At 69.6% G+C, this 21,482-nt stretch carries 23 protein-coding genes; 15 read left to right on the top strand and 8 right to left on the bottom strand.

Annotation, left to right across the window (positions count from 1 at the left end; all coding sequences use genetic code 11):
* Positions 1 to 33: 33 nt before the first annotated feature.
* Complete coding sequence (locus tag PA27867_RS00900; RefSeq protein ID WP_066591892.1) at positions 34 to 960, bottom strand: LLM class F420-dependent oxidoreductase; 927 nt, start codon at positions 958 to 960, stop codon at positions 34 to 36.
* A complete protein-coding gene (locus tag PA27867_RS00895; protein WP_066591889.1) occupies positions 957 to 1,862 on the bottom strand; it encodes a DNA-methyltransferase in 906 nt (301 codons plus the stop codon). The genes PA27867_RS00900 and PA27867_RS00895 overlap by 4 nt, the downstream gene beginning before the upstream one ends.
* 34 nt (positions 1,863 to 1,896) lie before the next feature.
* On the opposite strand from PA27867_RS00895, the gene PA27867_RS00890 reads away from it, so the two are divergent.
* Positions 1,897 to 2,217 (top strand): GNAT family N-acetyltransferase, encoded by a 321-nt coding sequence (locus PA27867_RS00890; RefSeq protein ID WP_066591887.1) that lies wholly within the window; start codon positions 1,897 to 1,899, stop codon positions 2,215 to 2,217.
* Positions 2,218 to 2,241: 24 nt separating this feature from the next.
* Here PA27867_RS00890 and PA27867_RS00885 read toward each other — a convergent pair whose 3' ends face one another.
* Positions 2,242 to 3,291: a lipoate--protein ligase family protein gene (locus PA27867_RS00885; protein ID WP_066591885.1), complete on the bottom strand. Its 1,050-nt coding sequence runs from the start codon at positions 3,289 to 3,291 to the stop codon at positions 2,242 to 2,244.
* 9 nt (positions 3,292 to 3,300) lie between these two features.
* Positions 3,301 to 4,194 carry an alpha/beta fold hydrolase gene (locus tag PA27867_RS00880; RefSeq protein ID WP_066591879.1) on the bottom strand — a complete coding sequence of 298 codons (894 nt, stop codon included), beginning with the start codon at positions 4,192 to 4,194 and terminating at the stop codon, positions 3,301 to 3,303.
* A gap of 164 nt (positions 4,195 to 4,358) precedes the next feature.
* Here PA27867_RS00880 and PA27867_RS00875 point away from each other — a divergent pair, with 164 nt between their 5' ends.
* Both PA27867_RS00875 and PA27867_RS00870 read left to right on the top strand, forming a co-directional pair.
* Positions 4,359 to 4,829 (top strand): MarR family winged helix-turn-helix transcriptional regulator, encoded by a 471-nt coding sequence (locus tag PA27867_RS00875; RefSeq protein ID WP_066591877.1) that lies wholly within the window; start codon positions 4,359 to 4,361, stop codon positions 4,827 to 4,829.
* A 5-nt stretch (positions 4,830 to 4,834) separates the two neighbouring features.
* On the top strand, positions 4,835 to 6,217 hold the full coding sequence (locus tag PA27867_RS00870) for an MFS transporter (RefSeq protein ID WP_066591874.1): 1,383 nt from the start codon (positions 4,835 to 4,837) through the stop codon (positions 6,215 to 6,217).
* 19 nt (positions 6,218 to 6,236) lie between these two features.
* Here PA27867_RS00870 and PA27867_RS00865 read toward each other — a convergent pair whose 3' ends face one another.
* Entirely contained in the window at positions 6,237 to 7,244 is a 1,008-nt protein-coding gene (locus PA27867_RS00865) for a LacI family DNA-binding transcriptional regulator (RefSeq protein WP_066591866.1), read from the bottom strand.
* A gap of 176 nt (positions 7,245 to 7,420) precedes the next feature.
* Between PA27867_RS00865 and PA27867_RS00860 the strand changes: the two genes are divergently transcribed.
* The 9 genes from PA27867_RS00860 (at position 7,421) to PA27867_RS00820 (ending at position 16,447) form a co-directional block, all read left to right on the top strand.
* Positions 7,421 to 7,582: a hypothetical protein gene (locus PA27867_RS00860; RefSeq protein WP_420480682.1), complete on the top strand. Its 162-nt coding sequence runs from the start codon at positions 7,421 to 7,423 to the stop codon at positions 7,580 to 7,582.
* A gap of 66 nt (positions 7,583 to 7,648) precedes the next feature.
* Complete coding sequence (gene rhaI, locus PA27867_RS00855; protein ID WP_066591860.1) at positions 7,649 to 8,815, top strand: L-rhamnose isomerase; 1,167 nt, start codon at positions 7,649 to 7,651, stop codon at positions 8,813 to 8,815.
* 134 nt (positions 8,816 to 8,949) lie between these two features.
* Positions 8,950 to 10,986 (top strand): bifunctional rhamnulose-1-phosphate aldolase/short-chain dehydrogenase, encoded by a 2,037-nt coding sequence (locus PA27867_RS00850; RefSeq protein ID WP_066591858.1) that lies wholly within the window; start codon positions 8,950 to 8,952, stop codon positions 10,984 to 10,986.
* Positions 10,983 to 12,458, top strand: a complete 1,476-nt coding sequence (locus PA27867_RS00845) for a rhamnulokinase (RefSeq protein ID WP_257784138.1) — start codon at positions 10,983 to 10,985, stop codon at positions 12,456 to 12,458. Before PA27867_RS00850 ends, PA27867_RS00845 begins: the two co-directional genes overlap by 4 nt.
* A gap of 29 nt (positions 12,459 to 12,487) precedes the next feature.
* Positions 12,488 to 12,883 (top strand): DUF3592 domain-containing protein, encoded by a 396-nt coding sequence (locus tag PA27867_RS00840; protein WP_066591856.1) that lies wholly within the window; start codon positions 12,488 to 12,490, stop codon positions 12,881 to 12,883.
* Positions 12,884 to 13,009: 126 nt separating this feature from the next.
* Entirely contained in the window at positions 13,010 to 13,600 is a 591-nt protein-coding gene (locus PA27867_RS00835) for a DJ-1/PfpI family protein (RefSeq protein ID WP_066591854.1), read from the top strand.
* A 46-nt stretch (positions 13,601 to 13,646) separates the two neighbouring features.
* Positions 13,647 to 14,012, top strand: coding sequence for a LysR family transcriptional regulator (locus tag PA27867_RS00830; RefSeq protein ID WP_066591852.1), 366 nt, complete (start codon positions 13,647 to 13,649; stop codon positions 14,010 to 14,012).
* A 319-nt stretch (positions 14,013 to 14,331) separates the two neighbouring features.
* On the top strand, positions 14,332 to 15,180 hold the full coding sequence (locus PA27867_RS00825) for a FadR/GntR family transcriptional regulator (protein ID WP_236900783.1): 849 nt from the start codon (positions 14,332 to 14,334) through the stop codon (positions 15,178 to 15,180).
* Complete coding sequence (locus PA27867_RS00820; protein ID WP_066591841.1) at positions 15,173 to 16,447, top strand: alpha-hydroxy acid oxidase; 1,275 nt, start codon at positions 15,173 to 15,175, stop codon at positions 16,445 to 16,447. Before PA27867_RS00825 ends, PA27867_RS00820 begins: the two co-directional genes overlap by 8 nt.
* 7 nt (positions 16,448 to 16,454) lie before the next feature.
* Here PA27867_RS00820 and rocD read toward each other — a convergent pair whose 3' ends face one another.
* Positions 16,455 to 17,729, bottom strand: a complete 1,275-nt coding sequence (rocD, locus tag PA27867_RS00815; protein ID WP_084020516.1) for an ornithine--oxo-acid transaminase — start codon at positions 17,727 to 17,729, stop codon at positions 16,455 to 16,457.
* Positions 17,726 to 18,586: a dimethylargininase gene (ddaH, locus tag PA27867_RS00810; protein ID WP_420480681.1), complete on the bottom strand. Its 861-nt coding sequence runs from the start codon at positions 18,584 to 18,586 to the stop codon at positions 17,726 to 17,728. The genes rocD and ddaH overlap by 4 nt, the downstream gene beginning before the upstream one ends.
* 220 nt (positions 18,587 to 18,806) lie before the next feature.
* Between ddaH and PA27867_RS00805 the strand changes: the two genes are divergently transcribed.
* The 3 genes from PA27867_RS00805 to PA27867_RS00795 all read left to right on the top strand — a co-directional run bounded on the left by PA27867_RS00805 (position 18,807) and on the right by PA27867_RS00795 (position 20,651).
* The gene (locus PA27867_RS00805) at positions 18,807 to 19,244 is read left to right on the top strand and encodes an Lrp/AsnC family transcriptional regulator (RefSeq protein ID WP_066591834.1); all 438 of its coding nucleotides are present in this window, start codon (positions 18,807 to 18,809) and stop codon (positions 19,242 to 19,244) included.
* Positions 19,245 to 19,308: 64 nt separating this feature from the next.
* Complete coding sequence (locus PA27867_RS00800) at positions 19,309 to 20,292, top strand: hypothetical protein (protein ID WP_066591831.1); 984 nt, start codon at positions 19,309 to 19,311, stop codon at positions 20,290 to 20,292.
* Complete coding sequence (locus tag PA27867_RS00795) at positions 20,289 to 20,651, top strand: GntR family transcriptional regulator (RefSeq protein ID WP_066591828.1); 363 nt, start codon at positions 20,289 to 20,291, stop codon at positions 20,649 to 20,651. The genes PA27867_RS00800 and PA27867_RS00795 overlap by 4 nt, the downstream gene beginning before the upstream one ends.
* 79 nt (positions 20,652 to 20,730) lie before the next feature.
* Here the strand turns inward: PA27867_RS00795 and PA27867_RS00790 are convergent, their stop codons facing one another.
* Positions 20,731 to 21,171, bottom strand: a complete 441-nt coding sequence (locus PA27867_RS00790) for a YdeI/OmpD-associated family protein (protein WP_066591826.1) — start codon at positions 21,169 to 21,171, stop codon at positions 20,731 to 20,733.
* Positions 21,172 to 21,482: the final 311 nt, after the last annotated feature.

The raw sequence follows: 21,482 nt of genomic DNA, 5'->3' as shown, positions 1-21,482 counted from the left end.
GGGCCGGGCTGACGCTGGCCGGTCTGAAGCGGGTCAGCCCAGCTGCGGCACGACCTCGCGCGCGATGAAGTCCAGGTGGTCGAGGTCGGCCAGGTCCATGATCTGCAGGTAGACGCACTCCACGCCGTCCTCGGCGAGCGCGCCGAGCCGGTCGACGATCTCACTCGTGGTTCCGGCGATACCGTGTTCGCGCAGCTCCCCGGGCTCGCGGCCCACGGCCGCGGCCCGGCGCGCGAACTCGGCCTCGTCAGCTCCGGCAACCGCGATGAGCGCGGTCGAGTAGACCAGCTCGCGGGGGTCGCGGCCCACCGCTTCGCAGGCCCGGCGCACCCCGGCGAACTTGCCCGGGATGTCGGCGAACTCCGGGAACGGCAGGTTGAACTCGGTGGCGAACCGCGCGGCCATCGCCGGGGTGCGCTTGGCACCGCCGCCGCCCACGATCACGGGCACGCGAGCCTGGCTGGGCTTGGGCAGGGCGGGCGAGTCGACGAGCGTGTAGTGCTCACCGGTGAAGCTGTAGGTCTGGCCCACCGGGGTCTCCCAGAGGCCGGTCACGATCTCGAGCTGCTCCTCGAGCATGCCGAACCGCTTCGCCGGGAAGGGGATCCCATAGGCCAGGTGCTCCTGTTCGAACCAGCCGGTGCCCAGGCCCAACTCCACGCGGCCCTTCGACATCTGGTCCACCTGGGCCACCTGGATCGCCAGGATCCCCGGCGGCCGGTAGGTGACCGACGACACCAGGGTACCGAGCCGGATGCGCTCGGTCTCGCGGGCGAGACCGGCCAGCGTGGTCCAGGCATCCGTCGGCCCCGGCAGCCCCGAGACGTGATCGCCCATCGCGAGGTAGTGGTCGGAGCGGAAGAAGGCGTCGAAGCCGAGCGTCTCGGTGGCCTGCGCGACCGCGAGGATGTCGTCGTAGCTGGCACCCTGCTGGGGCTCGGTGAAGATGCGGAGTCTCATGCTCCCAGTCTTGTCTCCCGCTCCGCGTCGACGAAATCGACCTCGGGGAGCCCGCCGAGCCGCTCGTGCATCACGGCGAGGGATTCCGGGTTCTGGTCGATGAGCAGGAAGCGGCGGCCGAGCGCGGCCGCGACGGCGCCCGTGGTGCCGCTGCCGGCGAAGAAGTCCAGCACCCAGTCGCCCTCACGGCTGGACGCCTGGATCATGCGGCGCAGGATGCCCACGGGCTTCTGCGTGGGATACCCGGTCTTCTCCTTGCCCGTGGGCGAGACGATGGTGTGCCACCAGACATCCGTGGGCAGCTTGCCCTTGGCCACCTTCTCGGGCGTCACCAGGCCCGGGGCCATGTACGGCTCGCGGTCGACCGTGCTGGAGTCGAAGTAGTAGCTCTTGGGGTTCTTCACGTAGACCAGGATCGTGTCGTGCTTGGTGGGCCAGCGGTTCTTCGACTTGGCGCCGTAATCGTAGGCCCAGATGAGCTCGTTGAGGAAGCACTCCCGGCCGAAGAGGGCGTCGAGCAGCACCTTGGCGTAGTGCGCCTCGCGGTAGTCGAGGTGCAGGTAGAGCGTGCCGTCGTCGGCGAGCAGCCGCCAGGCCTCGATCAGCCGGGGCTCGAGGAACGCCCAGTAGTCCTCGAACTGGTCGTCGTAGCCGAGCAGGTCACCCTTGATGCGCTCGTACCTCTGGCCCTTGAAACCCGTGATGGTGCCGGCCGCGTGCGCGCCGCTGGCCTGGGTGCTGCGCACCGACGTGGTGGCCTGCCGCTTCTGCGACCGGCCGGTGTTGAACGGCGGGTCGAGGTAGATGAGCGTGAACGCCCCGTCGGGAAGCGTCGGCAGCACCTCGAGGTTGTCGGCCTCGATGACCCTGCTGGGAGAGGCCTGAGTCCACGCGTTTGGCATTCCCTCATTCTGTCAGTCGGCCTACGCTGTTCCGATGACGACCGACGAATTGACGACAGACGGATCCGGCGCTCGGGTGGAGCACGAGCCCGAGGTCTCTCGCTACACCCTCTGGCAGGATGGCGAGCCCGTCGGCCTGGCCGACTACCGCATCGTGGGCGAGGAGCTGCGCTTCACCCACACCGAGGTGGATCCGGCCCGGCGCGATCACGGCCTGGCGAGCATCCTGGTGGAGCAGGCGCTGGACGACGTGCGCACCCGCACGGATTTCACCGTGGTGGCGGATTGCCCGTTCGTCGCCGACTGGATCGACTCGCACGCCGAGTACCAGGACCTGCTGAGTCGCGGCCGCTAGCTCCCCAGGCCTGTTCGCTGGCCGTCAGGGAACGCGGCCGATCCATTCGTCGGTGCTGAATTTGCTCTCGACCAGGTCGGCGGCCTTGGCATATTCCTCGTCGGTGATATCTCCCGGCGTGGCCCCGTACAGGCTCGTGAAGGTCTGCTTCATGCGGTCGATGATCTCGGCCCGGCTGAGCCCGGTCTGGCTGCGCAACGGATCCACGCGCTTGGCGGCGCTGGTGATGCCCTTGTCGCTGAGCTTCTCCCGGCCGATGCGCAGCACCTGCACCATCTTCTCGCCGTCCATGTCGTAGCTCATGGTGACGTGGTGCAGCACAGCGCCGCTTCCGAGACGCTTCTGCGCGGCCCCGCCGATCTTGCCGGTGGGGCTCGTGATGTCGTTGAGCGGCTGGTAGTGGGCGTCGATGCCAAGCGACTTGAGGGCCGTGATGACCCATTCGTCGAGGAAGGCGTAGGAGTCGGCGAAGGTCATGCCGTGCACGAGTTCGGTGGGCGCATAGATCGAATAGGTGATCACGGAGCCGGCCTCCATGAACATCGCGCCGCCACCGCTCACCCGGCGCACCACGGTGAAGCCGTGCTTCTCGGCGTTGACAGCGTCGACCTCGTTCTTGAGCGACTGGAAGCTGCCGATGACGACGGCGGGCTCGTTCCATTCCCAGATGCGCAGGGTGGGCTGGCGACGACCCTCGCCCACCTCGACGGCCAGGACCTCGTCGAGCGCCATCTGCATCACCGGCGGCACGGCCTTGGCGTGGATGAGCTGCCAGTCGTAGTCGCGCCAGCTGCTGGCGTGGGCCAGTGAGCGCCTCACGGCAACGGCGACCGACTCCGGCGAGAAGCCGAGCAGGGTGGCCTCGGGCGGCAGTGCCGCCCGCACGGCCGCGGCAATGGTGGCCGCGTCGCTGTCGGCGGCGAGACCGTTCACCGCGGCGTTGATGTCCTCGAGGGCGTCGTCGGGTTCGAGGAAGAAATCCCCGGCCAGACGGAAACCGCTGATGACGTTGTCGACGACCTCGAGGTCGACCACAACGAGCTTGCCGCCAGGAACCTTGTATTCACCATGCATGAGCCCAGCCTAATCGTCGGTCGGGGCCGTTCCGGCGGGCTCGGGGAGGTACGTATTGAGCCAGGAGACCAGGTCGGCGAGCACCTCGTCGCGGTTGGTCTCGTTGAACACCTCGTGCCGGGCGCCGGGGTAGACGATCACCCGCACATCCGTCAGCCCCGAGCGGCGCCGGTAGACCTGGGCGAGCTTCTGCGCGCTGCGCTCCCCGCCGACCGGGTCATCGCCGCCGACCTGGATGAGCAGGGGCAACCCGGCGGGGAGGCCGCGGGCCGGGCGGCCGAGGATGCGGGCGGCATCCCGCAGCCCGAACAGCCTGGCCAGCGGCACGCTCGTCGTGAGCGGATCGGCCACGAACGCCGCCGCCACGGCCGGGTCCCGGCTGAGCCATTCGGCGCCGGTCGAGCCCAGGTGCTTGTGTTTGCGGTTGAGGTCGCCGCTGTCGAGATAGCCGGGCCAGCGGTAGGCGGTGCCGGTGAGAACGACGGCCTGGTAGTCGTCGGGATGCTGGTTGACGAGCATCTGGGCCATGAACGACCCCCAGCTGTGCCCGACCAGCACCAGCGGCAGGGCCGGCTCCCCGGGCTCGGCCTGCTCGAGCGTGAGCCGGCGGATCTCGTCGCTGAAGCCATGTACGGCCGCGACCGCGGCGCGCAGACCGCCAGGGCCGAGCCGGCCGAGCATCTCGGCGTTGCCACCGTGCTGGCGCATCCCGGTCTGCCCGTGGCCACGGTGATCGTCGGCGTAGACGGTGTACCCGGCCAGGTTCAGCGCGCGCGCCACCTCGCGGTAGCGCAGGGCGTGTTCGCCCACCCCGTGCACGAGCTGCACGATGGCGCGGGGATGGTCGACCGGCCAGGCGTAGTACACGATGGGGACGCCGTATTCGTCAATGAAGGTGGGCACGGGCTCATTCTGCCGTAACCGGTGCCCATGCGGACATCTGCACCCGGCACACCGGGTGCGAATGTCCGGACCGGGACCAGTTATGGGCGCCGCACGGCGCTCCGGAGGTCATTGGCGGGCGCGCGGGAATCATTAGCATGGCTAATTTGTTAGGCTAAGTAATCATGACTCTCCTTCCTCCGACTCCCCCTGCCGCGGCGCCGCACACGAAGCGCCGCACCGTCGCCGAACTGAGCCACGACTTCCGCCTGGCCAACGGCCGGCTTGCCCGGCGCGTGCGCCAGGAACAGGCCGAGAACGAACTCACCGGCGGCCAGTTCTCGGCCCTCGGCGCCGTCTTCCGACTGGGGCCGATGACCCTCAGCGCGCTCAGCGAGGAGGAACGGGTCACCCCGCCCTCGATGAATCGCACCGTGAACGCGCTGGTGCAGGCGGGCCTGGTCGACCGGGCCGGCTCGGCCGAAGACGGCCGCAAGGTCATCCTCACCGTCACCCCGGCCGGGCTGGCCCTCGTGAAGGAGACTCGCCGCCGCCGCGATGACTGGATCGCCAAACGCATCCTGCGGCTCACCCCCGAGCAGCGCCAGGTTCTGGCCGCCGCCACCGACATCATGAAGGAGCTCACCGACAGTTGAGTGCAATGTTCCGCTCCCTGAGCGTGGTCAATTACAGGATCTGGTTCGCCGGCGCCCTGGTGTCCAATGTGGGCACCTGGATGCAGCGCACGGCCCAGGACTGGATCGTGCTGACCCAGCTCACCGACTACAACGCCACCGCGGTGGGCATCGTGATGGCCCTGCAATTCGGGCCCCAACTGCTGCTGATGCCGTGGTCGGGTCTCATCGCGGACAGGTTCGACCGGCGCAAGCTGCTCATGCTCACCCAGTCCCTCATGGGCATGCTGGGCCTCGGCCTGGGCATCATCACCGTCACGGGCGTGGTCGAGCTCTGGCACGTCTACCTCTTCGCCCTCGCCCTGGGCGTGGTGGCCGCCATCGACGCCCCCGCCCGGCAGACCTTCGTCTCCGAGCTGGTTCCCGACGACAACCTCTCGAACGCCGTGGCGCTCAACTCGGCCTCGTTCAACGGCGCCCGGCTGATCGGACCGGCCGCGGCCGGTGTGCTCACGGTGGCGGTCGGCGCCGGCTGGGTCTTCCTGATCAACGCCGTGACCTTCGCCTTCACGGTGTTCGCCATGACGCTCCTCCGCACCAAACAACTCCGCAAGCAACCGCGCGCGCCACGCGAGCGCGGCCAACTGATGGCCGGCTTCCGCTACGTGTGGCACCGACCTGACATCGTCGCCGTGTTGATCACGGTGTTCCTGGTGGGCACCTTCGGGTTCAACTTCGCGATCTTCACCTCCACCATGGCCACCGTGGAGTTCGGCATGGGTGCCAGCGAGTTCGGCATGCTGAGCTCGATCATGGCGGTGGGCAGCGTGGCCGGCGCCCTGCTGTCCGCGCGGCGGAGCCGCCCGAGGATGCGCCTGGTGATCGGCGGTGCGTTCTTCTTCGGCCTCTCCTGCACGGTCGCGGCGCTGATGCCCACCTATCTCACCTTCGCGATCTCGCTCGCGTTCGTGGGGCTCGCCTCGCTCACCCTGATGACCACGGCGAACGCCTATGTACAGACCACCACAGAGCCCGCCATGCGCGGCCGGGTGATGGCGCTGTACATGGCCATCTTCGCCGGCGGCACCCCGCTCGGCGCCCCGCTGGTGGGCTGGGTGGCCGACCAGTACGGTCCACGCTGGTCGATCGGCGTCGCCGCCGTGTCGGGGCTGCTCGCGGCCGCCGTCGTGCTGTTCTGGATGATCAAATACCAGAGCCTGCGCGTGCGCATCCGGCCGCGCACCTCGCCCCGCACGCCACGATTCAATGTGCGGCACCGGGGCGACGGGCGTCCGCTCACCTCGGCCATCCGCGTCGTGTCGGAGAAGGCCGCCGCGGCGGAACGCGACCGTGATCGCGAGACCGCGACGCGGGAGATCGCCGTCATCGAGGCGACCACTCCGCGCTGAAGCTGAAGCGGTCGCCGGCTCAGCCTCCGGTGGACGCCCGCACCACGAGTTCGGGCTGGAAGACGACCTGCTCGTGCTCGGCCGCGGCACCGCCCGCCGCCTCCCGCAGGAGCAGGTCAACGGCCGTGTAGCCGATCAGCTCGCTCGGCTGGCGGATCGACGACAGCGGTACGACGGCCGCCGCGGCGAAGGCGATGTCGTCGTATCCGATCAAGGCGATATCACCCGGGACCCGGATGCCGCCGCTCATGTTCAGGGCCTGGAGCACGCCGAGGGCGAGCAAGTCGTTCGCCGCGAAGACCGCGTCCGGGCGCTCGGCCTGTGGCCTCGCCAGGATGGCTTCTCCGGCCCGGCGGCCTTCCAAGACCGACAACGCCGTGGTCTCGATCACGTCGAGACTCGCGCCGGCCTGCTCGGCCACAGCCCGGCGGGCGCCGGCGAGCCGGTCGGCGACCTGGCGGAGGCTCGCGGGTCCGCCGACGAAGGCCAGCCGCCGCCGGCCGCGCTCCAGCAGGTGCTTCGCAGCGGCGAAGCCCCCGGCCGGGTCGTCCACGGACACCGAGGAGAAACTCTGGTCACCCGCCTCGCGGTCGATCAGGACCGTGGCCGTTCCGCGCTCCCGCAGCCCGGCGAGACGCTCGTTCGCGTCGTCGACCGGCGACACGAGAACCCCGAACACGCGCTGCTCCTCGAACAGATCGAGGTAGGCGTTCTCGCGCAGGACGTCATCGTCGCTGTTGCCCAGCAGCACGGTCAGGCCCGCCTCGGCGGCACGCTTCTCCGCGCCGCGCGCCAGGTCGGTGAAGAACGGATTGCCCACGTCGAGAACGACCAGGCCGATGCTGCGGCTCCGCCCGGCGCGCAGCTGGCGGGCGGCGTCGTTGCGCACGAAGCCCAGTTGGCGGATGGCGGCCTGCACCCGCTCCACGGTGTCCGGCGATACCTTGTCCGGACGGTTCATCACGTTCGACACCGTGCCGACGGAAACCTTGGCCAGGGCCGCCACCTCGCGCACGCTTACCGCCATGTGAGCCCATCCAATCGCTGCTGTCGCTCCACCTTATCCGCCGCCGAACAGGCGGCCGAGGTGCGGATGGAGTGCCGCCTGGCTGCAGCCCGGGCGCGGCCGTTGGGACCGATTGACAGCCGCCCAACGCCGATCTATGTTCGAGGCCCGGCCGTTTAAACGATTCAACGCTCACCGTGGCCCAGGCCGGAATGGCCCAGACCTCGGTCAACGCCCGGTGGCAGGCGGAGATGGCCGAATTCTTCGTCGACCTGGATGACACTCCGGACCAGGGTTTCCTTCAGTTGCGGGAGGTCTTCAACCTCGAGGACCAGCTGCGTGGCCTCTCGCAGGCTTGACTCTGTTGAAACGATTCATTTAGACTCGCAGGCACCACTCCCGGCTCTCACAGAGAAGTGACCCTCATGACGTCGTTCGATTCCATCACCGCCCAGCTGGCCGCCCAGGCCATCGAACTGCCCTCCTGGGCATTCGGCAATTCCGGCACACGATTCAAGGTGTTCTCCACGCCCGGCACGCCCCGCACCATCCAGGAGAAGATCGCGGATGCCGCCACCGTGCACAGGCACACCGGGTTGGCCCCCACCGTGGCGCTGCACATCCCCTGGGACAAGGTGGACGACTATGCGGCCCTCCGCGACTTCGCCGGCGACCACGGCCTGGCGCTCGGCACGGTCAACTCCAACACCTTCCAGGACGACGCCTACAAGTTCGGCAGCCTCACCCACACGGATGCCGCCGTGCGCCAGAAGGCCATCGACCACCACTTCGACTGCATCGACATCATGCACGCCACCGGGTCGCGGGACCTCAAGATCTGGCTCGCCGACGGAACCAACTACCCCGGCCAGGGCGATATCCGCGGCCGCCAGGACCGGCTCGCCGACTCCCTCGCCGCCATCTACGAGCGCATCGGGGCCGAGCAGCGACTCGTGCTCGAGTACAAGTTCTTCGAGCCGGCTTTCTATCACACCGACGTACCGGACTGGGGAACGTCTTACGCCCAGGTGTCGGCCCTCGGCGACCGCGCCCTGGTCTGCCTGGACACCGGCCACCACGCCCCCGGCACCAACATCGAGTTCATCGTCGCCCAGCTGTTGCGGCTCGGCAAGCTCGGCTCCTTCGACTTCAACTCCCGCTTCTACGCCGACGACGACCTCATCGTCGGCGCGGCCGACCCGTTCCAGCTGTTCCGGATCCTCTACGAGGTCATCCGCGGCGCAGGCTTCGGGCCGGACTCCCCCGTCGCCTTCATGCTCGACCAGTGCCACAACGTCGAAGACAAGATCCCCGGCCAGATCCGCTCGGTGCTCAACGTGCAGGAGATGACCGCCAGGGCGCTGCTCGTGGACGGCACCGCCCTCCGCGCGGCGCAGGACGCCGGGGATGTGCTCGGCGCCAACGGCATCCTGATGGACGCCTTCTATACCGACGTGCGCGGTGACCTCGCCGCCTGGCGCGAGACCCGCGGGCTGCCCGCCGACCCCATGGCCGCCTACGCGGCATCCGGCTATCAGGCGCAGATCGCCGCCGACCGCGCCGGCGGTCAGCAGGCCGGCTGGGGCGCCTGACGCCCGCAACTGTTGCCAGTGCCGGCACCTGTGCCCCGCGTACCGGGCGCACCTGTCCGGATCGGCACCAGCCGGGCCGCGTTGGCCCGCGGTCCCCTCGCTCCACCTCACTCTGACCTCGAAAGAAGCTCGTCATGACCAACCCCACCGCTCTGGAGCTCATCAGCCGCTCCAACCGGCTCGGCGCCGACCCGAAGAACACCAACTACGCCGGCGGAAACACCTCGGCCACGGGCACCGAAACCGACCCGGTCACCGGTGAGGAGATCCAGCTGCTCTGGGTCAAGGGTTCCGGCGGCGACCTCGGCACCCTCACCGAGCCCGGGCTGGCCGTGCTGCGGCTGGACCGGATGCGCGCCCTCACGAACGTCTATCCCGGTGTCGACCGCGAGGACGAGATGGTCGCGGCCCTCGACTACACCCTGCACGGTAAGGGCGGCGCGGCGCCGTCGATCGACACCCCGATGCACGGGCTGGTGGATGCGGCGCACGTCGACCACCTGCACCCGGATGCCGGCATCGCCATCGCGACCGCCGCCGACGGCGAGGCGCTCACCGGCACCATCTTCGGCGACCGGGTGGTCTGGGTGCCCTGGCGCCGACCCGGCTTCCAGCTGGGCCTGGACATCGCGGCCATCAAGGACGCCAATCCGCAGGCCACCGGCTGCATCCTCGGCGGCCACGGCATCACGGCCTGGGGCGACACCAGCGCGGCCTGCGAGGCCAACTCGCTGTGGATCATCGACACCGCAACCGCCTACATCGCCGAGCACTCCTCACCCGAGCCGTTCGGCGCCGAGCTGACCGGCTTCGGCGCCTTGGCCGAGGCCGACCGCCGCGCCAAGGCGGCGGCCCTCGCCCCCACCCTGCGCGGCCTGGTCTCCACCGACAGCGCCAAGGTGGGCCACTTCACCGACGTCCCCGAGGTTCTGGACTTCCTCTCCCGCAGCGAGCACCCGCGGCTGGCGGCCCTGGGCACGAGCTGCCCCGACCACTTCCTGCGCACCAAGGTCAAGCCGATGCTGCTCGACCTGCCGGCGGATGCGTCGGTGGAGGACTCCCTCGCCCGGCTGCAGGAGCTGCACGAGGCGTACCGCGCCGACTACCAGGCGTACTACGACCGGAATGCGGTCGACGGCTCCCCCGCGATCCGCGGCGCGGACCCTCTCATCGTGCTGATCCCCGGAGTGGGCATGTTCAGTTACGGCGCCAACAAGCAGACCGCCCGGGTGGCCGGCGAATTCTACCTCAACGCCATCAACGTCATGCGAGGCGCCGAGGGCCTCTCGAGCTACGCCCCCATCGACGAGGCCGAGAAGTTCAAGATCGAGTACTGGGCGCTCGAAGAGGCCAAGCTGCAGCGGATGCCCAAGCCCAAGCCGCTGGCCACCCGGGTGGCGCTCGTCACCGGCGCGGCCTCCGGCATCGGCAAGGCCATCGCCACCCGCCTGGCGGCAGAGGGCGCCTGCGTCGTGATCGCCGACCTCGACCTGGCGAAGGCCCAGGCCGCGGCCGCCGAGATCGGCAGCGCAGACGTGGCGATCGGCGTACAGGCGAACGTCACTGACGAGGCAGCGGTGCAGGCATCCGTCGACGCCGCGCTGCTCGCGTTCGGTGGCCTCGACCTGGTCGTGAACAACGCCGGGCTGTCGCTGTCGAAGTCCCTGCTCGAGACCACGGTGGCCGACTGGGACCTGCAGCACAACGTGATGGCCAAGGGCTCGTTCCTGGTCTCACGGGCGGCCGCGAAGGTGCTCATCGACCAGAAACTCGGCGGCGACATCATCTACATCTCGTCGAAGAACTCGGTGTTCGCCGGGCCGAACAACATCGCCTACTCGGCGACGAAGGCCGACCAGGCCCACCAGGTACGGCTGCTGGCGGCCGAACTCGGCGAGTACGGCGTGAAGGTCAACGGCATCAACCCCGACGGCGTCGTGCGCGGCTCCGGCATCTTCGCCGGCGGCTGGGGCGCCAAGCGCGCCGCGGTCTACGGGGTGGCGGAAGACGATCTGGGCAAGTACTACGCCCAGCGCACCCTGCTCAAGCGCGAGGTGCTGCCCGAGAACGTGGCCAACGCCGTCTTCGTGCTCTGCACGAGCGACCTCAGCCACACCACCGGCCTGCACATCCCGGTCGACGCCGGCGTCGCCGCCGCGTTCCTGCGGTGAACGCGGGGCAGGGTGCCGGAGGCACGGTCGCCGCGGTCGACCTCGGCGCATCGAGCGGCCGGGTGATGCTCGGGCACGTCGGCCCGAACCGGCTCGACCTGCATTCGGTGGCCCGGTTCCCCAACAACCCGGTGCGCACCATCGACGGTTTGCACTGGAACATCCTGGAGCTGTACCGCAACTCGCTCGCGGGCCTACGGGCGGCCGCGCGGGAGGCTCCCGAGCTGGCCAGTGTTGGGATCGATTCCTGGGCCGTCGACTATGCGCTCCTACGCGGCGACCGGATGCTGGGGGCCCCCTTCCACTATCGGGACGACCGCACCGCAGCCGGGGTGGAAGCCACCCATGCCCTGGTGCCGCCGGCCGAGCTCTACGGCCGGAACGGTCTGCAGGTGCTGCCCTTCAACACCCTGTACCAGCTGGCGGCGGACCGGGCCAGCGGGGACCTCGCGGTCGCCGACGGCCTGCTGCTGATCCCCGACCTGCTCGGGTTCTGGCTGACCGGCCGGCGGGTCGCCGAGCGCAGCAACGCCTCGACCACCGGGCTGCTGCGCGCCGTCGGGGGCACCGCCGCCGAGTGGGACACCGAGCTGATGCACCGGCTGGGCCTGCCGCGCACGCTGTTTCCCGACCTGGTGGCCGCGGGCGAAGCCATCGGGCCGCTGTTGCCTTCCGTGGCCGCAGATGTCGGCGGGAGCCGGCTCGAGCTGGTGGCGGTGGGATCGCACGACACAGCTTCCGCCGTGGTGGGTGTGCCGATGCTCACCGACGACTGCGCCTACATCTCCAGCGGCACCTGGTCGCTCGTTGGGGTCGAGCTCCCGGCGCCGGTGCTCTCGGAGGCCAGCCGCGCGGCGAACTTCACCAACGAGGGCGGCGTGGACGGTCGTGTGCGCTACCTCCGCAACGTGATGGGCCTCTGGCTGCTCAGCGAGTCGATCCGCACCTGGGAGCGTGACGGCGACCCCGTCGAGCTGCCGGCCCTGCTCGCCCAGGCCGCCGCACTGCCCGGGCCGACCACCCTCTTCGATGTCGACGACCCCCGCTTCCTGGCGCCGGGACACCTGCCCGACCGCATCGACGGCTACTGCCGGGAGCACAGCATCCGCCCGCCCGGCAGCCGGGCAGAGCTGGTGCGCAGCATCGTGGAGAGCCTCGCGGCGGCCCATGCCCGCACCCTCCGCACGATCACCGAACTCTCGGGCCAGCCCGTGCGCACGGTGCACCTGGTGGGCGGCGGGTCGCAGAACGAGCTGCTCTGCCAGCTCACGGCCGACTACACCGGGCTGCCGGTGCTGGCCGGTCCGGTGGAGGCCACCGCGATCGGGAACGTGCTCGTGCAGGCCCGCGCGCAGGGCTTCGCCACCGGCAGTCTGGAGAGCCTGCGGGCACTCGTGCACCAGGCGCATCCACCCCGTGTCTACTCGCCGACGCCGCGGGGCCTGGTCGTGCACGATAACATTTCAGACTAGGCAGAGCGACACGGAAACGGCGGGCACGGGTGGACCTTCATGCGATCATCTCGATGCTCAGCGAGATCTTCACCATCGTGGGCCTGCTCGTCGGTCTTCCGCTCTATATCGCCGGGGTATCCGTGCGTGGTTTCGGCGGTCGCTGGGTGCAGACCGACGGCGTCGTCGCCGCCACGGCATCCGGCCCGGTGATCCGCTGGTTCGACAGCACCGGTGAGGTGCACGAGGCCCTGGCCGACAGTCACGAGACGGAGCACCTGGATCCCGGCGACGACGTCACGGTGTGGTTCAGCGCCCGGTCCCCGGAGCGCTGCCGCACCCACTCGCCCGACCATGACGGCAAGGCCCTGCGGCTGACCGGCCTGATCCTGCTCGCCCTGGGCGTCGCTTCGGCGATCCTGGGCGTCGTCCTGCTCTTCCTCTAGCCGTTCGAGCTGCTCGCCACGCCCCGACGCTCACGGCAGCAGGCGAGAGGGGTTGCCGATAGACGCGCGCCGACGGATGCTGGCGTCCAGAACCATATCCAGAATCTCCATACAGAGAGGTATGCCATGGACAAGATCATCATTCTCACCGGAGACGCCGCCGAGACTCTCGAGGTGTTCTACCCGTACCAGCGCCTGCGCGAGGCCGGGTACGAGGTACACATCGCGGCCCCGGAGAAGAAGAAACTGCAATTCGTGGTGCACGACTTCGTCGACGGCTTCGACACCTACACCGAGAAGCTCGGCCACATGTGGGATGCCGACATCGCGTTCAAGGACGTGAATCCCGCCGACTACCTTGCCGTGGTGGTTCCGGGCGGCCGGGCGCCGGAGTACATCCGCAACGACGAGGACGCCAAGCGCATCGTGCGGCACTTCTTCGAGACCAACGCGCCGGTCGCCGCGCTCTGCCACGGGCCCATGCTGCTGGCCGCGGCCGGAGTGCTCCAGGGGCGCACCTCCTCGGCCTATCCCGCCCTCAAACTGGACGTGGAACTGGGCGGCGGCACCTTCGAGAACGGCGCGGCCGTCGTCGACGGCAACCTGGTCTCCGGCCGAGCCTGGCCCGACCACCCCGAGTGGATGCGCGAGTTCATGAAGCTCCTCGACGACGCCCGGGTGCAGAGCCGGCCCGTGGAGGCCGCCGCCACCGCGTAGCCTGTATGCAGGTACGCGATTCGCGCGTGCGGCAGAGAGGATGCCCGTGGACACCACACTGCTCCGGCGTTTTGTCGCCGTCGCCGAGGAATTGGACATCGCTCGCGCCGCGAAGAACCTCAACGTGTCGCGTACGACACTGATGAAGTCGGTCGCCTCACTGGAGGCCGAGCTCGGTGTGCCGCTTTTCGAACCTGCCGCCGACAACCCCTTCCTCACCGAAGCCGGAATCGCCCTGCTAGCCGAGTCCAAGGGGCTGCTGGCCCACATGCCACCGGCCGGCGGCCCCTCCCAGGGCTCGGGCAACAGCAGTGGATCCGGCGGCGGCAAGGCCAAAGCGTCAAAGGGTCGCGGTCGCGCGCCCGCCGTCAAGGGCCAGTCCGCGCCGGGCAAGCGCCGCCAGTCCCGCTGACCCCACCGAGGACATCCGGAAGCGGCTGAGCCGCCTCCCCGACGTTCTGACGGTCGGCTCCATGACGGCCGGTTGAACTCCGACGACGAGTTCGAACGCGCCTGATACAACGTCATCTCCCCCGGCGTCCCCGCTCTCCTCCCGGCAGAACGAGCCGGGAAGCGGGGGTGGATTTTCGCGCGCCGGCTGGCTAGGCTGTGTGGTCAGACCACATGACGGGCGCCGGAGTTGCACCGCGGGTCTGCACACGGCACACCAGAGCACCACGCACCAGAACACAGCACGCCAGACCCACAGCCCGCCAATGGAGGAGGACACCGTGACCGTCGACGAACGCCGTGCCTGGGAGGTCGTGCTCGCCCACATCGAGGACGACCTGCTCGGCGGCCGGCTGAAGCCCGGCGACCGGCTGCCCGGCGAGCGCGCCCTGGCCACCGAGCTGGGCGTGGGCCGCTCGAGCGTGCGTGAAGCCATCAGGGTGCTCGAGGTGCTCGGACTCGTGCGCACCAACGTCGGCTCCGGCCCCACCGCCGGTGCGATCATCGTGGCGCTGCCCGGCGGCGGTATGAGCGCCCTGATGCGCCTCCAGGTCGCGGCGCAGGGCTTCCCGGTGGCGGACATCGTGAAGACCCGGCTCGTGCTGGAAACCGCCGTGGCCGCGGAACTCGCCGAGGCCGTGCTGTCGGCGGCCCTGCTGCATCCCGACCGCTTGCACCCCGACCGACTGGCCCCCGACCTGAGCCGGTGCGTCCAACTGCTCACCGCGATGGATGCCGAGGGCCTGACCGAAGACGAATTCCTCGCCCTCGACGCGGCCTTCCACCTGTCGCTGGCCGAAGCCTGCGGCAATCAGGTCGTGATCGCCACCATGTCCGGGCTGCGGAACGCCATCGAGGGCTATGTGCGCGCCGGCGTCGCCCGGCTGGCTTCCTGGTCCGACACCAGCGCCCGGCTGCGGGCCGAGCACCGCGGCATCCTGGCGGCCATCGAAGCCGCAGACCCGGCCGAGGCCCACAGCCTCGTGCACGCCCACATCTCCGGGTACTACGCCGAGACCCGGCTGACCCCCGAGCGAAGCCGCTCATCCGCCCTCGCCTTCTCCCCTGCCACCCCGCCCCTCCGCACCGACCCGCCCATCCCCGCTGAGACAGGACCCGTCCATGGTTGACCGCCGCATTCCCAAGATCAAAGACCTTGCCCCGCTCATGCAGTTCAAGGTGCCCGAGCTCAACGCCAAGAAGCGCCGACTCGACGCGGCGCTCACCATCCACGACCTGCGGGCCATCGCGAAGAAGCGCACCCCCAAGGCCGCGTTCGACTACACCGAGGGCGCCGCGGAGGGGGAGATCTCGCTGGAGCGCGCCCGGCAGGCCTTCGAGGACATCGAGTTCCAGCCGTCGATCCTGCGCGATGTGTCGACGGTGTCCACCGGATGGGACGTGCTCGGTGCGCCCGTCGCCCAGCCGTTCGGCATCGCCCCCACCGGCTTCACGCGGATGATGCAGACCGAGGGCGAGATCGCCGGCGCCCACGCGGCCGCGAAGGCCGGCATCCCGTTCTCGCTGTCCACCATGGGCACCACGGCCATCGAAGACGTCAAGAAGGCCAACCCGCACGGCCGCAACTGGTTCCAGCTCTACATGTGGAAGGACCGCGACCGGTCGATGGCGCTGGTGGAGCGGGCCGCCGCCGCGGGCTTCGACACCCTGCTCGTGACGGTGGACGTGCCGGTTGCCGGTGCGCGCCTGCGCGACAAGCGCAACGGCTTCTCCATCCCGCCACAGCTCACCCTGGGCACCGTGGTCAACGCGCTGCCGCGGCCGGAGTGGTGGATCAACTTCCTCACCACCGAACCGCTCGCCTTCGCCAGCCTCGACCGCTGGAGCGGCACCGTGGGCGAACTCCTCGACACCATGTTCGACCCCACCGTGACCTTCGAGGACCTCGCCTGGATCAAGGCGCAGTGGCCGGGCAAGGTCGTGGTCAAGGGCGTGCAGAACCTTGCCGACGCGAAGAAGCTCGCCGACCTCGGAGTGGACGGCATCACGCTGTCCAACCACGGCGGCCGGCAGCTGGACCGGGCGCCGATCCCGTTCCACCTGCTGCCCAGCGTGGCCCGCGAGGTGGGCAACGACCTCGAGGTGCACCTGGACACGGGCATCATGAGCGGCGCCGACATCGTGGCCTCCGTGGCGCTCGGCGCCCGCTTCACCATGATCGGCCGCGCCTACCTCTACGGCCTGATGGCCGGCGGGGAGGCCGGCGTGGACCGGGCCATCCAGATTTTGTCCGACCAGGTGGCCCGCACCATGCGACTGCTGGGCGTGAACTCGCTCGAGGAGCTCGAGCCCGCGCACGTCACCCAGCTCACCCGGCTGGGCCGGATCGACCCGCTGGCCGCGGAGGCCCTAGAGGACCTGCCCGGCCGCTTCTAGCGAGCGATCAGGCGGCGAACTCCTCGAGTACGGCCGCGAGCTGGTCGACGGCCCAGTCGAGGTCCTCGGCCGAGACCACGAGGGGCGGGGCGAGGCGGATGGTGGAGCCGTGCGTGTCTTTCGCGAGCACGCCGCGCTCCATCAGGGCCTCGCACACCGCGCGGCCGCTGGCCAGGGCCGGGTCGATGTCGATGCCGGCCCAGAGGCCGGCGCCGCGCACCTCGAGCACGCCGTGCCCGACCAGGCCGAGCAGCCGCTCGTGCAGGTGGGCGCCGAGGTCCCGGGCTCGCCGCTGGTATTCGCCGGTGGCGAGCATATTGACCACGGCCAGGCCCACGGCCGCGGCGAGCGGGTTGCCGCCGAAGGTGGACCCGTGTTCGCCCGGGCGGAGCACCCCGAGAATGTCGGCGTTGCCGACCACGGCGGACACCGGCACGATGCCGCCGCCCAGGGCCTTGCCGAGCAGGTAGAGATCGGGCACGACGCCGGCGAGTTCCACCGCGAAGGTTGCACCGGTGCGGCCGAGGCCGGACTGGATCTCATCGGCGATGAACAGCACATTGTTCCGGGTGGTGATCTCCCGCACGGCGGGCAGGTAGTCGGCGGGCGGTACGACGATGCCGGCCTCCCCCTGGATGGGTTCGAGCAGCACGGCCACGGTGTTCTCGTCGATGGCCGCCTCGAGCGCGGCGGCATCCCCGTAGGGCACGGTGCGGAAGCCCGGGGTGAACGGGCCGAAGTCGGCGCGGGCCGAGTCGTCGTCGGAGAAGCTGATGATGGTGGTGGTGCGGCCGTGGAAGTTGCCGCCGGCGACGATGATGTTGGCCATCCCCGCCGCGACGCCCTTCACCCGGTAACCCCAGGCGCGGGCCACCTTGATACCGGATTCCACGGCTTCGGCGCCGGTGTTCATCGGCAGCACCATGTCCTTGCCGGCCAGCTTGGCCAGCGCAGTGACGAACGGACCCAGCTGGTCGTTGTGGAAGGCGCGGCTCGTGAGCGTGATGCGCCCGAGCTGGGCGCGCGCGGCATCCAGCAGCACGGGGTTGGAGTGGCCGAAGTTGACCGCGGAGTACGCCGCCAGGCAGTCCAGGTAGCGCTTGCCGTTGATGTCGGTGACCCAGGCGCCGTCACCGGAGGCGACGACCACGGGCAGCGGGTGGTAGTTGTGCGCCGCGTGGGCGTTCTCCAGCGCGACGGCAGCGGACTGGTCGGTCAGGCCCACCTGGGCGGTGAGGCCGGTCTGGTCGGCCCGTCCGGCCTGGTTGATCAGGGCGCTCATCGGCGCAGCTCCAGAGTGCAGCACTTCACGCCTCCGCCGCCGAGCAGCAGCTCGGACAGGTCCACACCGATCGGGTTGTAGCCGCGTTCACGCAGTTGCCGTTCGAAGTCCTTGGCCCGGGCGGCGATCACGACGTTGTACCCGTCGGAGTAGGAATTGAGGCCCAGGATGGCGGCATCCTCTTCGGTGACGATGATCGCGTCGGGGAAGCGCTCGCGCAGGATCGCCAGGCTCGGCTCGTCGAAGGCGCTGGGCAGGTAGGCGATGTTGGTGTCATCGAGCACGGCCACGGCGGTATCGAGGTGGTAGAAACTCGGGTTGACCAGCTTGAGGGTGATCACCGGGCGACCGTAGATGGCCGAGACCTCTTCGTGGCTGTTCGACGCACTGCGGAACCCGGTTCCGGCCAGGATCACGTCGCCGACGAGCAGGAGGTCGCCCTCGCCCTCGTTGATCTCGACGGGCTCGCGCACGTCGAAGCCGTTGGCGCCGAACCAGTCCATGTAGGCCGGGCCCTCGGGCTGGCGCTGGGGGTAGGTGAACTTGGCGCCGTAGGCGATGCCGTCGATGACGAAGCCACCGTTGGCCGCGTAGACCATGTCGGGCAGCCCGTCGATCGGGTCGATCAGGTGCACGTCGAAGCCGAGGCCGACGTAGGTGTCGTACAGGGTCTGCCACTGGGCGACGGCCAGGCTCGTGTCGGTGGGCAGCGCCGGGTCCATCCACGGATTGATCCGGTAGACCACGGTGAAGTAGTCGGGCTTGCACATCAGGATCGTGCGGGTGACCGGCGTGCGAGTCACCGGCGCGGGCACCGCAGACTCGTTCGGGGTAGCGGATGCGACATCAAGTGACACGGGAGCTCCTCTGTTGGCGATCCGTCGGCCAGGCCTGGGCGGAACGCGGGTGGGTGGCGGACCAGGTCGCTCTCGAGAGCCCGGCGCGACCGGTGGGACCGGTCATGCAGGGACGCCGGTTCCAGTCTCACACAGCATGAATCGACGTTTCCTGCGAATCCGCGCATGTAACACGCGTTTCGCACGGAAAAGGCGCAATTTCGGCGCGTACACTCGAGGGATGGACAACCTCGATCGCGGCATTCTCGACCTCCTCCGCAAGAACGCGCGGGCCGGCTACGGCGATATCGGCTCCGTGGTGGGGCTGTCCGCCTCGGCCGTCAAGCGCCGGGTGGACAAGCTCGTCGCCGACAAGGTGATCCGCGGCTTCACGATCCAGGTCGACCCGTCGATCGACGGGATGAGCACCGAGGCCTATGTGGAGCTGTTCTGCCGGGGAACCGTCGCTCCCGATGAGCTGCTGCGCATCCTCTCCGGCGTTCCGGAGGTCGTGGATGCCGGCACCGTGACCGGCAGCGCCGATGCCATCGTGCACATCCGGGCCCGGGACATCCCGGGGCTCGAGGCCGCACTGGAGAAGGTGCGCCTGGCGCCCAACGTCGACCACACCCGCAGCGCGATCGTGCTCACCCGGCTGATCCACCGCGGCGCGGAGTAGCCCCGCGGGCCTTGACGCGTCCGAGCCTGCTTGTTAGCTTGGTACAAACGTCAAACAAAAGAGGATGCCCGTGGACCCGTACAAGATCACCCTGCTGGTCGTGGCTGGCGTGATGACGGTCGTCTTCGCGTGGCTGCTTCGGCCGAGCGCCGTCGTTCGCCCGAATGCACTGCGAGATACCGCTCGCCGTGCCGGACTGGCCATCACACCCGAGGTCGAGCCGGTGCTGATCGCACGCATCCGTTCGCGGAACCGCGGCACGCTGATCGGCACCCTGATCGCTCTGATCGTTGCGACCGCTTCTCTTGTCGCGCTCCCGGACTCACTCGACGGCGGCATCTGGTCCGCGCTGATGATCATCGTGCTGACGGGCCTGGGCGGCGCCGTCGGACTGTGCGTTGCGGAATTCAGGTCGGCGCACGTCTCGCTCGGCGATCGTCCTCGCGTGGCGCGATCGCCCACGCCGTCCCGCGGGGACTATCTCTCCACCGTCGACCTCTGGTGCGCTCCCGTTGCCGTGGCCGTCAGCGGGGTGGCCATGGCTGCCGTGGCCGTGCTGATCCTGGCTGATCCCGACAATGTGTTCCGTGACGCGAGCATTCCCTCCCTATGGTGGCCCGGCTTTCTGCTGTGGATCGTGTCGCTCACATCGATCGGCGTCGGCCGCATCCTGTCGACTCGCCTGGTGGGGCGGGGACAACCCGCCGGTAGCGACATGGAGTTGGCGTGGTCCGACGCGCTCCGCAGCTGGACGCTGCGTGCACTGGTGCAGACGCCGGCGCTGGGGGCGTTCTGCAGTGCGGTCGTGGTGATGACCTCGCTCAGCACGGCGGTGGTGACCCGCCAATCGGGGATCGCAACCGCCGTATCTCTGACCTCGTCGGTCGTGCTCCTGGTCATGAGCCTGGGCCTGGCAGGTGCGTCTGTGTTCGCGATGGAGTCACGCCGTCCGCCGCACTATCTCAGCCGGCTCTGGCCGGACGTGGCCGCAGAGCTGCGCCGCGGCGCATACGGAGTTGCCGCTCCGGTCGAGAGCGGCCGCCCGTGAGACTGGTCATCGACCCGCTGTCGACCACCCCGCCGTTCGAGCAGATCCGGATGCAGGTCATCGAGGCCGTGCGCACCGGCGCACTGGCGCCCGGCGACAAGCTGCCCACCGTGCGGCGCCTGGCCGAAGACCTGGGCCTGGCGCCGAACACCGTGGCCCGCAGCTATCGCGCCCTCGAACAGGACGAGGTGATCGAGACGCGCGGGCGGCTGGGCTCCTTCGTGGCTGCCACCGGGGATGCGACGCAGCGGCAGGTGCAACTGGCCGCGGCGGCCTACGCCGAGCGGGCGAAATCCCTCGGGGTCGACGCCGACGAGGCGCTGGCGATCGTGCGGGCGGCGCTCGGGCTGCCGGGCTGATCTCCCCGGGAGGCCCGGCTGGCCCGGGAGGCCCGGCTGGCCCGGGAGGCCCGGCTGGCCCGGGTGGCCCGGTTTGAGCTCAGGCGCCGTGCAGCTCCGCCAGCACGGCCTCGAGCCGGCGCTGGCGGGTAGCGTCGGTCTTCGCCCCCTCGATTGCGAGCACGTGCCGGCGTTGGTTGCTGTAGGAAAGCGCATCGAAGGCGGTGCGAGCCGCCGGATCGGCGGCGAGCGCGACACGGAGCACCTCGGGCTCATCGACGGTGCGCGGCTGATCGTCAAGCTCGATCGTCACATCCACCTCGTCACCGCCGGCCACGCCGGCCTTCGTGCGGTTCTCGGCGCTCAGGGCGATCATGTACTTTCCGCGATAGGGAGCGACCGAGCTGCGGTAACTGTGCCCGTTGAGGGTGACGGTGATGGCGTGCCGCTTACCCGGGCCCAGACCGTCGACCACCTCGTCAGGCACCGGGATCCCGGTGGCCGTGGCGCCGGATTGCTCGATGATGGTGCGAAAGTCCATGAGGCGAGTATGCCGCCGTCGGTCGAATGTCGGCAAGCACGCTTCCGCACATTCACCACGAGTTGCAGCATATTAACCCTCCAGCGCACCCGGAGGGGCGCCGGGGCGACTCACCACCCCCCTCGGTTCGCGCGAGTTGTGCGGGTGTGGCGCCGCTGTGCGGGCGGAGCACCATGGGCATCCGGGGCTTTGAGGGCGATAAGCGGGTCAGGCGCCGGTAAGCGCGTGGCGCGCCACCCGCATAACGGCGCCGACCCCGCCCGGTGAGCTCTGCGGGCTACACGCCGCTACGCGGGTCAGGCGCCGCTGGG

The organism is Cryobacterium arcticum, assembly GCF_001679725.1.
Taxonomy (GTDB): domain Bacteria; phylum Actinomycetota; class Actinomycetes; order Actinomycetales; family Microbacteriaceae; genus Cryobacterium; species Cryobacterium arcticum_A.
Note: the sequence above shows the minus strand (reverse complement) of the source record. Positions and strands in the feature narration are given on the sequence as shown.

Excerpts from the sequence above, each read along its gene's own strand:
- PA27867_RS00900 (WP_066591892.1), bottom strand. The coding sequence starts at position 960 with ATGAGACTCCGCATCTTCACCGAGCCCCAGCAGGGTGCCAGCTACGAC.
- PA27867_RS00895 (WP_066591889.1), bottom strand. The coding sequence starts at position 1,862 with ATGCCAAACGCGTGGACTCAGGCCTCTCCCAGCAGGGTCATCGAGGCC.
- PA27867_RS00890 (WP_066591887.1), top strand. The coding sequence starts at position 1,897 with ATGACGACCGACGAATTGACGACAGACGGATCCGGCGCTCGGGTGGAG.
- PA27867_RS00885 (WP_066591885.1), bottom strand. The coding sequence starts at position 3,291 with ATGCATGGTGAATACAAGGTTCCTGGCGGCAAGCTCGTTGTGGTCGAC.
- PA27867_RS00875 (WP_066591877.1), top strand. The coding sequence starts at position 4,359 with ATGACTCTCCTTCCTCCGACTCCCCCTGCCGCGGCGCCGCACACGAAG.
- PA27867_RS00870 (WP_066591874.1), top strand. The coding sequence starts at position 4,835 with ATGTTCCGCTCCCTGAGCGTGGTCAATTACAGGATCTGGTTCGCCGGC.
- PA27867_RS00865 (WP_066591866.1), bottom strand. The coding sequence starts at position 7,244 with ATGGCGGTAAGCGTGCGCGAGGTGGCGGCCCTGGCCAAGGTTTCCGTC.
- rhaI (WP_066591860.1), top strand. The coding sequence starts at position 7,649 with ATGACGTCGTTCGATTCCATCACCGCCCAGCTGGCCGCCCAGGCCATC.
- PA27867_RS00850 (WP_066591858.1), top strand. The coding sequence starts at position 8,950 with ATGACCAACCCCACCGCTCTGGAGCTCATCAGCCGCTCCAACCGGCTC.
- PA27867_RS00835 (WP_066591854.1), top strand. The coding sequence starts at position 13,010 with ATGGACAAGATCATCATTCTCACCGGAGACGCCGCCGAGACTCTCGAG.
- PA27867_RS00820 (WP_066591841.1), top strand. The coding sequence starts at position 15,173 with ATGGTTGACCGCCGCATTCCCAAGATCAAAGACCTTGCCCCGCTCATG.
- rocD (WP_084020516.1), bottom strand. The coding sequence starts at position 17,729 with ATGAGCGCCCTGATCAACCAGGCCGGACGGGCCGACCAGACCGGCCTC.
- PA27867_RS00805 (WP_066591834.1), top strand. The coding sequence starts at position 18,807 with ATGGACAACCTCGATCGCGGCATTCTCGACCTCCTCCGCAAGAACGCG.
- PA27867_RS00800 (WP_066591831.1), top strand. The coding sequence starts at position 19,309 with ATGCCCGTGGACCCGTACAAGATCACCCTGCTGGTCGTGGCTGGCGTG.
- PA27867_RS00790 (WP_066591826.1), bottom strand. The coding sequence starts at position 21,171 with ATGGACTTTCGCACCATCATCGAGCAATCCGGCGCCACGGCCACCGGG.